The organism is Enterobacter sp. Cy-643 (assembly GCF_011752815.1).
Taxonomy (GTDB): Bacteria; Pseudomonadota; Gammaproteobacteria; order Enterobacterales; family Enterobacteriaceae; genus Cedecea.
This window is the reverse complement of record NZ_VWWV01000001.1, coordinates 1,173,683-1,185,866: the sequence shown is the minus strand read 5'-3', so window position 1 is coordinate 1,185,866 and position 12,184 is coordinate 1,173,683. Positions and strand designations below refer to the sequence as shown.

At 57.6% G+C, this 12,184-nt stretch carries 8 protein-coding genes and 1 pseudogene; 4 read left to right on the top strand and 5 right to left on the bottom strand.

What is annotated here, in order from left to right:
- Positions 1-282: 282 nt before the first annotated feature.
- Entirely contained in the window at positions 283-1,785 is a 1,503-nt protein-coding gene (locus tag F3J29_RS05540; protein ID WP_166863659.1) for an aldehyde dehydrogenase family protein, read from the bottom strand.
- Between the two features lie 190 nt (positions 1,786-1,975).
- On the opposite strand from F3J29_RS05540, the pseudogene feaR reads away from it, so the two are divergent.
- Positions 1,976-2,890 (top strand): annotated as a pseudogene (gene feaR, locus F3J29_RS05535) (transcriptional regulator FeaR).
- A gap of 71 nt (positions 2,891-2,961) precedes the next feature.
- On the opposite strand, the gene F3J29_RS05530 reads toward feaR, so the two are convergent.
- From F3J29_RS05530 to F3J29_RS05520, 3 genes are read right to left on the bottom strand one after another with little or no spacing between them, the layout of a single operon-like run.
- The gene (locus F3J29_RS05530) at positions 2,962-3,285 is read right to left on the bottom strand and encodes a YdbL family probable chaperone protein (protein WP_166863657.1); all 324 of its coding nucleotides are present in this window, start codon (positions 3,283-3,285) and stop codon (positions 2,962-2,964) included.
- 14 nt (positions 3,286-3,299) lie between these two features.
- Entirely contained in the window at positions 3,300-3,491 is a 192-nt protein-coding gene (locus F3J29_RS05525) for a YnbE family lipoprotein (protein WP_008461390.1), read from the bottom strand.
- Positions 3,488-6,133 carry a YdbH family protein gene (locus tag F3J29_RS05520; protein WP_166863655.1) on the bottom strand — a complete coding sequence of 882 codons (2,646 nt, stop codon included), beginning with the start codon at positions 6,131-6,133 and terminating at the stop codon, positions 3,488-3,490. Before F3J29_RS05520 ends, F3J29_RS05525 begins: the two co-directional genes overlap by 4 nt.
- 212 nt (positions 6,134-6,345) lie before the next feature.
- On the opposite strand from F3J29_RS05520, the gene F3J29_RS05515 reads away from it, so the two are divergent.
- Positions 6,346-7,335, top strand: a complete 990-nt coding sequence (locus tag F3J29_RS05515; protein ID WP_166863653.1) for a 2-hydroxyacid dehydrogenase — start codon at positions 6,346-6,348, stop codon at positions 7,333-7,335.
- 120 nt (positions 7,336-7,455) lie between these two features.
- Complete coding sequence (gene hslJ, locus F3J29_RS05510; protein WP_008461387.1) at positions 7,456-7,893, top strand: heat shock protein HslJ; 438 nt, start codon at positions 7,456-7,458, stop codon at positions 7,891-7,893.
- Here the strand turns inward: hslJ and F3J29_RS05505 are convergent, their stop codons facing one another.
- Positions 7,894-8,160 (bottom strand): putative hemolysin, encoded by a 267-nt coding sequence (locus F3J29_RS05505; protein WP_008461385.1) that lies wholly within the window; start codon positions 8,158-8,160, stop codon positions 7,894-7,896.
- Positions 8,161-8,495: 335 nt separating this feature from the next.
- Here F3J29_RS05505 and nifJ point away from each other — a divergent pair, with 335 nt between their 5' ends.
- On the top strand, positions 8,496-12,023 hold the full coding sequence (nifJ, locus tag F3J29_RS05500) for a pyruvate:ferredoxin (flavodoxin) oxidoreductase (RefSeq protein WP_166863651.1): 3,528 nt from the start codon (positions 8,496-8,498) through the stop codon (positions 12,021-12,023).
- Positions 12,024-12,184: the final 161 nt, after the last annotated feature.

Sequence of the window (12,184 nt, the reverse complement as noted above, 5' to 3'; positions counted from 1 at the left end):
AAATGTTACATTGTCGCAAGTTCTACACAAAATAAGGGCGCTGGACAGATGTTAACCCAGGGAGATCGTCACGGAAAAAAATCATTTCATGACTAAAATAACGTCTTCTTGACAAAAAAATGCAAAAAAAAGACCGGGGGAAACCCGGTCTGAAGGTAGCAACATTTCTTATCAAGATTAATGGTCAAGATCGGACAACGATCTTCCCTCGCGGGAGGGGACCTGCAGATTACCAGCGCCAACTTATTCCGGGACGTGATAAGTACCGAAATGTGCCAACGTTCAGTAACGCACGCACACGGTTTTGGTTTCGGTATAGGCCTCAAGCCAGTCCGGGCCAAAATCACGCCCGTAGCCCGACTGCTTCATGCCGCCAAACGGCATATTAGCGTCGATTAGCGTATGGCTGTTCACCCAGACCGTGCCCGCCTGTATGCGGCCGGTGTACTGCATCGCCGCCTGCAGGTTGTTGGTCCACAGGCTTGCCGTCAGGCCGTAGTCGCTGTCGTTGGCCTGTCGCAAGGCTTCTTCCGCATCCGCCACGCGCACGAGGTTAACCACCGGGCCAAACACCTCTTCTCTGGCAAGGCGCAGCGAGGCGGCAGGGTTCACCACCAGCGTTGGGGCAATATAGTAGCCGCTGCCCTGCGGGCCTGAATTCCCAGAGATTAGCTCCGCGCGCTGCTCTTGCGCCTGCGCCAGATATCCGGCCACTTTTTCCTGCTGCACTTTTGATACCAGCGGGTTGATGTGGGCCGCTGGGTTCATGCCCGCCCCCACCTGCAGCGACTTCACCGCTTGCTCAAAGCCGTTCACCAGCGTGTCAAACAGCGGGGCTTCGATATAGATCCGCGAACTGGCGGCGCACACCTGCCCCTGGTTAAGGAAACTGCCCGCCATCAAGCCTGCAATCACCCTCTCCGGGTCGGCATCTTTCAACACGATTGCCGGGTTTTTCCCCCCCAGCTCCAGCGTGACGCGCGTTAGCCTGTCCGCTGCAGATTTGGCAATGCCTTTGCCCGTCGCCGTCGAACCGGTGAAGCTCACTTTGGCAATCAGCGGATGTTCGGTCAGGGCTTTACCACAGCCGGATCCGCTGCCGGTGACGACGTTAAATACGCCGTCCGGCACGCCTGCTTCTGTAGCCAGTTCGGCCATACGCAGCAGCGTTAGCGGCGTAGTTTCTGATGGTTTAATGACTATCGAGCACCCTGCCGCCAGCGCCGGCATCACTTTCCACATGCCAATCAGCAGCGGGAAGTTCCACGGTACGATCCCGGCCACGACCCCCACGGGTTCTTTACGCGTCCAGGCCTGATAGCGCGCCCCTTCCGGCATCGGGATCGAGACATCCAGCGTCCGGCCGCTGATTTTCGTTGTCATGCCTGCGGTATAGCGCATCCAGTTCAGCGTGCAGCCCACTTCAAATGCGCGAGAGATGTTAATGGACTTGCCCTGCTCCAGTGTCTCAAGCTGCGCCAGTTCTTCCGTGTTTTGCTCAAGCAGGTCGGCAAACCGCAGCAGGATACGCTCCCGCCCGGCAGGCAGCATGTTTTCCCAAACGCCGCTGCTGAAGGCACGCCAGGCTGACGTTACCGCGCGATCCACATCGGAAGCGGTGGCGTCGGCGCTGCTGGAAATTTGCTGCCCGTCCGCCGGGTTAAAGACCGGCAGCCGCGTTTCGCTGTCTGACGCCTGCCAGCGGCCGTCAATGTACAGCCCATGTGAACGCTGAAGAAACTGGCGCACACAGCCCAGCACGCTTACCGTTTCAGGCTCGGTCATAGCATCTCCTTATCGAGGTCATTATCGTGTAGCCCACCTTCATTCTAGGCGCTATGTTGAGGTTAGGGTTTTCTGCGGCTGACATTCGCTTTGCTGGCTGTGACACGCTACACAAATGTCGATGATGATTCTTTTTTTGAATCACGTTTACCTATAGTTATTGGCTTCCGGCGGCGAAAAGTGAGGATGTATGGCAGAAAAACAGTGCAACGAGCGATTCGAAAAATGGCTTGAGCAGGTTAATCGCGCATGTGGTCGTTTTTCAGGTGCGGCGCTGGAGAGCGGGTTTCACGGCAGCCTGAGTGAACACCTGGCCCACGCCATTAAGCTTAGCGTCGTGGAGATCAACCAGGCTTGTCTGGTGAGAACCCGGCATGAAGTTACCCAAAGCAACGACGCCTGGTTTTATACCGTCTTTCAGCTGGAGGGCGAAGCCGTCATGGAGCAAGGCGACCGCCAGGCCTTACTTTCCCGGGGGGACATCACGCTGATTGATGCCGCTCGCCCCAGCTGTTTTACCTATACCCACGGGGCGAAACAGGTTTCGCTTTTACTGCCGCGCCATCTGCTGGAATAGCACCTGCGCCAGGGCGAAGTGCCTTGTGCACAAAGACTCTCCGCAGAAATGCCCGTTGTACGCCTGAGCCACGGTTTGCTGCGTGAAAGTATGGGCAGCGAGGGGCTCAGTGGCGGAGAAAGTGAAGCCACGCTCGAGGCTATCGCCTGCCTGCTTGCGCCGGCGCTGATTCAGCACAGCCTGCCGGGCTCAAAGCGCGACCGCCACCTGCAGAAAGTCATGTCGCTGATTGATGACCATATTCAGTCCGAAACGCTGCGCCCGGAGTGGATCGCCGCCGAGTCGGGGATGTCGGTGCGCAGTCTTTACCGACTGTTTGCCGATAAAGGCCTGGTTGTGGCGCAATACATTAAGAATCGCCGACTGGATCTCTGCGCCCAGGCGCTGCGCACGGCCAGCCACAGTGAAAAACTGGCGGGGATTGGCTACAGCTGGGGATTTGCCGATCACAGCCATTTTTCAACGGCGTTTAAGGGCAGGTTTGGCGTGTCGCCGGGGGAGTATCGCAAGCGTTTTCAATCAGCCTGAAAGGCAACCCTCCCCCCGGCCCTCTCCCAAGGGGAGAGAGGGAACACAAATGAGGGGGAATAGACATAAAGCTACTTCTTCATCCACTGCCCGTTCAGCCCGCGGACGTATTCTCCGGCAGGCGCTCTGTCCACCAGTTTCTGCCCGGCCAGGCGAGCAACCTCATTGAGCGAGACATTGTTGGTGTCCGCCAGCTGCTGATAGTGCTGGGCACGACCTTCATTGATGCTTTGTACCAGTGCCAGCGTCTCCGGATCCTGCTTGATGGGCGCAATATAGCCGCTTAGCGTTTCGCCCACCCGCCCCTGCTCACGCGCTTCGTTTAGGGTCAGCGCCATCACGGATGTGCTGAACAACAGGCCAGCCAGCAGCACGCCTTTAATCATAGAGTTCATCGCCGTTCCCCTTCTCAGAACAGATCGCTACGGTTTTTAAGCAGGCTTTCAACGTCTTTATCCACTTTGATGTGGATTTCGTGTTCGATTTTGACGTTCATATTGATGGTGATCGGCTCTTTAGGGGCGGCCACTTCAATGCGCGGCGTGCAGCCTGTCAGCATCAGCGCCGCCGATGCCAGCAGCACAGGGGTAAAATAGTTCATTTGGGTTCCTCACAGGCTTCACCGGGCTGGGTGCAGCGAGCCTTTGGCAGCGCGGCGTTCTCTTCCAGCCAGGTTTGTAAATTATCGCCAAAGCGCAAACTGCGCCACAGGGTAAACAGGTTTTCCTGATGGGTATAGTTGAGATTGACGGTGTTAGTTTTTCCCTCCACGTGGCTGATGCCGGTCACGCTGGAGCGCATCCTGACCACGCCGAGGTTATCGAGGTCGATTTGTGTCCAGGATCGCGAGATTTCCATGTAGCGTAGCCAGTTGATTGCCGCCCCGGCCGCCATGTTGTTGTTCACGATGGCATCCGCCATGTCTTTGTCCATGCGGAACGTCATTGAGCCTGGGTTAGTCAGCCAGCCGTCTTTGATAATCCACTGCGGGTGGTTGAGCCACAGCGGCAGCGCGCCGTTGAAGCGCCCGGACATACTGAACTGTTTAGGATTGATGGCGGTAACGAGCTGGCTGGAGGACAGCCCCTGCAGCCGCAAGAGCGCCGCGTCCCGCTGGGGCATGCGCAATTGCTGCATAGAGATCTTGCCGCCCAGCACATCCGCATTGACGTTGGTCAGCAGCAGCGGCTGCTGCTCGCTCCACGGATACCAGCCTTGCAGGTCGGCGGTAATGTTTTGCGCCGCTATCTGGTTGCGAACTTCAGCAATGCGAAGCGTCACCGGCCCGCGAGTACCGAGATGCCAGGTCGAATCGCTAAAGCGGAACGGCAGCACAAAGTCGACGCCGTTAATCTGATTATCCGGCATCCACACGCTGCCGCTTTTGACCACGCCGTGCCCCCCGGCTTCAAAGCCCTGCCCGGCCGCCGCGGAGAAGGCTACCTGGGCGTAGAGGTCGCCCCCTTTAAGCTCCATTTTCCAGTCGGCGGGCAGCAGCGGCTGGAACACGGTGAGCGTTTGTTTTGGCCACCACGCGTTGCCCCTCAGACGTTCCCCGTCCCAGCGTCCAACCACACGCACCGGGCCAATTTTCCCGGCATGTAAATTGCCTTTGAACAGGAAAGCGGTTGGGTTTTGCCCGTCCACGCTGAATTTAAGGGTCGATGGCGGTAAGGTACTGCCGCCGCTAAAAGTGGTCGCCCCCGCATCCAGTGAGAAATCACCGGTGAAGACCTCTTTCTCTTCGTCCCGTTCCCAGCGCAGCGGGTTGTCCAGGCTAAGGCGGGGCTTCGACATCAGCATCGAGCCGTACTGAAGCTTGTCGAAACCGGTGGACAGCGAACTCAGTTCAATGGCGCTGTCACGCCATTCCCCCACGCCGCGAACGTCCCATTTTGCCTGCATCGGCGTAAAGCTGCCTTTACCCCAGTAGCGCCATTGCCACAGCCCGGCGTCCGGCAGGAAGTCACTGGCCTTACCGTCCAGATGCAGTTCAACGGCACCCATTTCATTATCATGGGCGCGCAGGATGGCCTGCAGCCTGCCGTCGATGCCTTTACTGGAGACGCGTACCCCGGCCAGCGGCAAGCGCACATCGTCAATATTCAGCGTTTCAATCATCCGGCCACGGGAACGCAGCAGAGCCCCCGGATGGAACAGCAGCGTCGGGTCGGTCAATGTCCCGGTCAGTTCCCCGGGCAGCGCCGCATAGAAAATCAGCTGGTCCTGCTTCGCCTCTCCGGTGAGCTGCAGCGGCAAAGCGCTGTTGGTCAGGCTGAGCTTGCCGGGGCCGATGTTAAGCACAGCGTTGCCCTTCCCGGCGTCGCCCTGAGTCAGCACATTCAGCCGCCCGGTGAAAATGGCGTTATCCAGCCCGGCCTGCCAGTTATCCACCTTCAGCGACACTCCGCCACCCAGCGGGAAACCTTCATAAGGCCAGCGCCACTGCCCGGCGTTAATTTCAAGGGCGTTTTCGCTCAGGTGCCAGGGAATGCTCAGCAGCGGGGGCTCATCGCCTGACAGCTTTTTCACCGTCAGCGTGCCAGCGTTGGTATGCCAGTTCAGGGCCACGTTCAGCCTGTCCGGCTCCTGCGGAATTTGCACCTGCGTGGCCACTTGCCCATCCGTCGGCAGGCCATCCGGCACCAGCGGGAGCGTTAAGTCACCCACCAGTTCAAGCGGCGGAAGCCCTTCGAATGCCCCGACTTTTAGATCGCTAATTTTCAGGTTTTGCCCTTTAAGCGTGGCGGAAAGCGTGAGCAATTTCCCCTGATAATCCAGCTGCTGCTGCTGCGGGATCAAAGAGAGATGCAGCGCGCCCGCATACTGCAGCCACGGTGAGACGTTAAGCTGGTCGATAGTCAGCCAGGTGTTCGGCAGCATTTTCTGCCATTCTTCAAGGGTACGTGGTGCGGCGGGAGCCACATCATCGGCGGGGATCTGGCTGATGCAATCTGGATTGAGATTCAGCTCCGCGAGGTGCAGCCGCCAGCGGCTCGGGTGGCTGAGGCTTGCATCTTTGAGGCTGGCAAGCTCGCACTCCCCGGCGAGATAACGAAGATCGGGGATAATAATCGCCCCGTTGTGCAGACGCGGGCTGGCCTCCAGCGCAATACGCGTGCCCTGCGGCAGCCAGATCCCGGCGAGCGTCGGCAGCCAGTACGCCACCGTGAGCAGCAGCGACAGCGGCAGCAGAATCAATGCAAGTATCAGCGCAAGCGCGGCTTTATATTTACCCTTCATGGGTGGTTAATATCCTGATTCAGCGACAATTTAAGCCGAAATATGTCATTATTCTGGCACGATTCAGGCCGGGCGTGAAGGCGGCGGCACTAGTAAGCATAGTCTGCCCGGGAAGTGAAATAGTCACCTGCCGTTAAAATTTCAGTTTATAAATTGTATGATTATTTTAAGCATGATAGTTTTGGAACCAACCCTTTCTGGAGATAAGTCTTATGAAACTTGCGGTTTATAGCACAAAACAGTACGACAAAAAGTATCTGGAGCAGGTTAACCAGGAATATGGCTTTGATCTTGAATTTTTTGACTTCCTGCTGAGCGAAAAAACCGCCAAAACGGCCAACGGCTGCGACGGCGTATGTATTTTCGTTAATGATGATGGTAGTCGCCCGGTGCTGGAAGAGCTAAAAAAACACGGCGTTAAGTTTATCGCGCTGCGCTGTGCCGGCTTTAACAACGTCGATTTAGAGGCGGCGAAAGAGCTTGGCATGCCGGTGGTTCGCGTCCCTGCCTACTCGCCGGAAGCCGTGGCTGAACACGCTATCGGGATGATGATGTGCCTTAATCGTCGCATTCATCGCGCCTACCAGCGCACACGTGACGCCAACTTTTCGCTCGAAGGCTTAACCGGTTTTACTATGCACGGCAAAACGGCAGGCGTGATCGGTACAGGGAAAATTGGCGTTGCCGCGCTGCGTATTCTGAAAGGGTTCGGCCTGCGCCTGCTGGCGTTTGACCCGTATCCGAGCGCAGCGGCGCTGGATTTAGGCGTGGAATATGTCGATCTCGAAACGCTGTTTGCGCAGTCCGACATTATTTCCCTGCACTGCCCGCTCACCCCGGAAAACTATCACCTGCTGAACCAGACCGCTTTTGATCAAATGAAAGACGGCGTGATGGTGATTAACACCAGCCGCGGCGGACTGATTGATTCCCAGGCCGCCATCGACGCGCTCAAGCACCAGAAAATCGGCGCGCTGGGTATGGATGTGTATGAGAACGAACGCGATCTGTTCTTTGAAGATAAGTCTAACGACGTTATTCAGGACGACGTGTTCCGTCGCCTTTCCGCCTGCCACAACGTGTTGTTTACCGGCCACCAGGCGTTTTTGACGGCGGAGGCGCTGACCAGCATTTCCGAAACGACGCTTGAAAACCTGCGTCAGCTGGAAAAAGGCGAGCCTTGCCCGAACCAGTTGAATTGATTTTCCGCCCGCCTCTCGCAGGAGGCGGTTAATTTTAAGAGTATCCTTACTGATTCATGCGCCACATCCTGCGAAAGTGGCGCGCTTTCATTGATGACTGATAAAACTTAGGGAGAAGAAATGAAAAAGTTCGCTTCACTGATGCTGGCAAGCGTAGTGCTGGCAGGTTGCGCCCAGCCGTCAGATTCAGATAAAGGTGCCGTGACCGCACAAGATTTGCAGCACCATCGCTTTGTGCTGGAGAGCGTAGACGGTAAGCCTCTGGACGTGAAAAACAGCAAACGCGCGCCTGAGCTTAGCTTCGGTGAAAACATGCAGATTTATGGTCAGATGTGTAACCGCTTTATGGGCCAGGCAACCCTGGAACACAACACGCTGAAGGCGAAAGGCGTGGGCATGACGATGATGCTTTGCAGCGACCCGCTGTTGAACGACCTGGATCACCGTATCAATGACATGCTGACCAGCGGGGCCAAAGTTTCTCTGGCTAACCAGCAGCTGGTGCTGAAGAGCGGCCAGCATACGCTGACGTACAAACTGGCCGATCTCGTTAATTAATCAGTAGCTTCCACAGGTGCCAGCGGCAAGCGAGTTTTCGTTACAGCGCTTGCCGTTCGGCATGGCACACATGCCAATCGCACTGCCGTCCAGCTGACGCGCAACGCTCATCGTACCGCCAATCATCGCACAGTTCGCTTCGCCCTGGCTGGACATTGCCGCCCTGAGGCCCGGAGGAACGTGGGCCGCAGTGGCCTGTTGAGGGGGTTCATTACTGCATGCTGATAATAACAGTGCGGCACAACCGGCTAAAAACGCAGCGCGCATGGCTTCTTTCTCCCGTCTGAATATGCAAAACCTTTGCATAATGGCGCATGGTTCCCGCTGCGTCGAGAGCATAAGGCAATAAAATGTGTTGATTTTTGTGCCGCAGATCACCTTTCAAGCCAAAACATCGGAGTTTTCTGAACATCCTTCATTCCTTTTATGATTCAGCGCAGTACGTCCCCAGGTTATTTCACTGTTAATCGTGGATCAATTTGTGCACTCGGCAGGCCCATAACTTCTAATGGCCAGGGTGGACACACTATAATTGAGGAATTACAACGGGGCTCCAGGCTTTCAGGCGAGTCCCTTTATTTTGCGCAATGTAAGGGTGTCTTATGATCACTATCGACGGCAACGGTGCAGTCGCCTCCGTGGCGTTTCGTGCCAGCGAAGTAATTGCCATCTACCCGATTACTCCCAGCTCGACAATGGCGGAGCAGGCAGATGCCTGGTCGGGCGACGGCAGGAAGAACGTGTGGGGAGATGTTCCTCGCGTAGTCGAGATGCAGTCTGAAGCAGGCGCGATTGGGGCGGTGCACGGGGCGCTGCAAACCGGGGCGCTTTCCACATCGTTTACGTCATCGCAGGGCCTACTGCTGATGATCCCAACGCTGTACAAGCTTGCGGGCCAGCTGACGCCATTTGTTCTTCACGTTGCCGCGCGCACCGTGGCCACCCACGCGCTTTCCATTTTTGGCGATCATTCCGACGTGATGGCCGTGCGCCAAACCGGCTGCGCCATGCTGTGCGCCAGCAGCGTCCAGGAAGCACAAGACTTCGCGCTGATTTCCCATATTGCGACCCTGAAAAGCCGGGTGCCGTTTATTCACTTTTTCGACGGCTTCCGCACTTCCCATGAAATCAACAAAATTGTGCCGCTGGCGGACGATACTCTTCGCAGCCTGCTGCCGCAAAAAGAGATCGATGAGCATCGGGCCCGCGCCCTGAATCCGGAGCATCCGGTGATTCGCGGCACGTCGGCTAACCCGGACACTTACTTCCAGTCCCGCGAGGCAACCAACCCGTGGTACAACGCGGTTTACGCGCACGTTGAACAGGCGATGAACGACTTTGCCACCACCACAGGCCGCAGCTACCGCCCGTTTGAGTATTACGGCCACCCTGAGGCGGAGCGCGTGATTATCGTGATGGGCTCCGCCGTCGGCACCTGCGAAGAAGTCGTGGATGAGCTTCTGACCCGCGGCGAAAAAGTCGGCGTGCTGAAAGTTCGCCTGTTCCGCCCCTTCTCCGCCGAACATTTGCTGGAAATTCTGCCTCAGAGCGCGCGCCAGGTGGCGGTGCTTGACCGCACCAAAGAGCCGGGAGCTCTTGCTGAACCGCTGTATCTCGACGTGATGACCGCGCTTGCCGAGGCCGTGAGCCGGGGCGATCGCGAAACGCTGCCTCGCGTGATTGGGGGCCGCTACGGGCTGTCATCCAAAGAGTTCGGTCCGGAATGCGTCCTGGCTATTTTCAACGAGCTACGCGAAGTTAAACCGCGCCCGCGCTTTACCGTCGGCATTTACGACGATGTCACCAACCTGTCGCTGCCGTTGCCGGAAAACACCCTGCCGAACCGCGCCAAACTCGAAGCGCTGTTTTATGGCCTGGGCAGCGACGGCAGCGTGTCTGCCACCAAAAACAACATCAAAATTATCGGTAACTCCACGCCGTGGTTTACCCAGGGTTATTTCGTTTATGACTCCAAAAAGGCCGGGGGGCTGACGGTTTCTCACCTGCGCGTGAGCGAACAGCCGATCAACTCCACCTACCTGATTGAGAAAGCCGATTTCGTTGGCTGCCACCAGCTGCAGTTTATCGACAAGTACCAGATGGCCGAGCGCCTGAAGCCCGGCGGTATTTTCCTGCTGAATACGCCCTACGCCGCCGACGAGGTGTGGAGCCGCCTGCCGCAGGAAGTTCAGGCGGTGCTCAACCAGAAACAGGCTCGCCTGTACGTCATTAACGCGGCGAAGATCGCCCGTGAATGTCATCTTGGCGCCCGTATCAACACCGTGATGCAGATGGCATTCTTCCACCTGACGCAGATCTTGCCGGGCGACACCGCGCTGGCCGAGCTGCAGGGCGCGATTGCCAAAAGCTACAGCAGTAAAGGGACGGAAATCGTCGAGCGTAACTGGCAGGCGCTGGCGCTGGCTCGTGACTCCCTCGCCGAAGTGCCTCTGCAGGACGTTAACCCGGCAAGCGCGATGCGTCCGCCGGTCGTCTCCGACGCCGCGCCTGATTTTGTGAAAACCGTTACCGCCGCGATGCTCGCTGGTCTCGGCGATGCCCTGCCGGTTTCCGCCCTGCCGCCGGACGGGACCTGGCCGATGGGTACGACCCGCTGGGAAAAACGCAACATCGCCGAAGAAATTCCCATCTGGAAGCCGGATATTTGCACCCAGTGCAACCACTGCGTCGCCGCCTGCCCGCATTCGGCTATTCGGGCCAAAGTGGTTCAGCCTGAGGCAATGGAAGGCGCCCCGGAAGCCCTGCAGTCGCTGGACGTGAAGTCCCGGGATATGCGCGGCCAGAAATACGTGCTGCAGGTAGCGCCGGAAGATTGCACCGGCTGTAACCTTTGCGTAGAAGTTTGCCCGGCCAAAGATCGCCAGAACCCGGAAATCAAGGCGATTAATATGCTGTCTCGCCTTGAACACGTTGAAGAAGAGAAAGAGAACTATAACTTCTTCCTCGCGCTGCCGGAAATCGATCGCACCAGCCTGGAGCGCATCGATATCCGTACCTCGCAGCTGTTAACCCCGCTGTTTGAATACTCTGGAGCCTGCTCCGGCTGCGGCGAAACCCCGTACATTAAAATTCTGACCCAGCTGTTCGGCGACCGCATGCTGATCGCTAACGCCACCGGCTGTTCGTCTATTTACGGCGGTAATCTGCCATCCACGCCGTACACCACCGACGCAAACGGCCGCGGGCCAGCGTGGGCTAACTCGCTGTTTGAGGATAACGCCGAGTTTGGGCTGGGCTTCCGCCTGACGGTGGATCAGCACCGCGCCCGCGTCATGCGTTTACTGGGCCAGTTTGCCGATAAACTTCCGGCCGAGCTTAATGAGCAGCTTCACGCGGAAGCGACACCGGAAGTCCGCCGTGAACAGGTTGCCGAGCTGCGTAAACATCTGGCGAACATTGACGATGCTGATGCCCGTCAGCTGGTCACCGATGCCGACGCGCTGGTGGAGAAATCTATCTGGCTGATTGGCGGTGACGGCTGGGCCTATGACATCGGTTTTGGTGGCCTCGACCACGTGCTGAGCCTGACCGAAAACGTCAACATTCTGGTGCTGGATACGCAGTGTTACTCCAACACCGGCGGCCAGGCGTCTAAAGCCACGCCGCTGGGCGCCGTCACCAAGTTTGGCGAGCACGGCAAGCGTAAAGCACGTAAAGATCTGGGCGTCAGCATGATGATGTACGGCCATGTGTACGTCGCGCAGATTTCGCTGGGGGCACAGCTGAACCAGACGATGAAGGCCATTCAGGAGGCGGAGGCTTATCCTGGCCCGTCGTTGATCATCGCCTACAGCCCTTGCGAAGAGCACGGCTACGACCTGGCGCTGAGCCACGATCAGATGCGCCAGCTGACCGCCACGGGCTTCTGGCCGCTCTACCGCTTCGACCCGCGTCGGGCAGATGAAGGCAAGGTGCCGCTGGCGCTGGATTCCCGTCCACCGTCCGATGCGCTGGCCGATACGCTAATGAAGGAGCAGCGTTTCCGTCGCCTGAACGCCCAGCAGCCGGAAGTCGCCGAGCAGCTGTGGAAAGATGCCGCCGCCGATTTGCAGAAGCGATACGACTTCCTGGCGCAGCTGGCGGGTAAAGCGGAGAAGGTTAGCGAGTAATCGGGGGAATGACCCTCACCCCGGCCCTCTCCCTGGAAGGGAGAGGGGGAAAACATAGACTGGCGCTCTTTTATTCCCTCTCCCCATAAAGAGAGGGGGAAAACATAGATTGCCGTTCTTTTATTCCCTCTCTCCCATAAAGAGAGGGGGAAAACATAGAC

Coding starts and splice junctions, on each gene's coding strand:
- F3J29_RS05530 (WP_166863657.1), bottom strand. CDS start 3,285: ATGAACTCTATGATTAAAGGCGTGCTGCTGGCTGGCCTGTTGTTCAGC.
- F3J29_RS05540 (WP_166863659.1), bottom strand. CDS start 1,785: ATGACCGAGCCTGAAACGGTAAGCGTGCTGGGCTGTGTGCGCCAGTTT.
- hslJ (WP_008461387.1), top strand. CDS start 7,456: ATGAAAAAGTTCGCTTCACTGATGCTGGCAAGCGTAGTGCTGGCAGGT.
- F3J29_RS05505 (WP_008461385.1), bottom strand. CDS start 8,160: ATGCGCGCTGCGTTTTTAGCCGGTTGTGCCGCACTGTTATTATCAGCA.
- F3J29_RS05525 (WP_008461390.1), bottom strand. CDS start 3,491: ATGAACTATTTTACCCCTGTGCTGCTGGCATCGGCGGCGCTGATGCTG.
- F3J29_RS05515 (WP_166863653.1), top strand. CDS start 6,346: ATGAAACTTGCGGTTTATAGCACAAAACAGTACGACAAAAAGTATCTG.
- F3J29_RS05520 (WP_166863655.1), bottom strand. CDS start 6,133: ATGAAGGGTAAATATAAAGCCGCGCTTGCGCTGATACTTGCATTGATT.
- nifJ (WP_166863651.1), top strand. CDS start 8,496: ATGATCACTATCGACGGCAACGGTGCAGTCGCCTCCGTGGCGTTTCGT.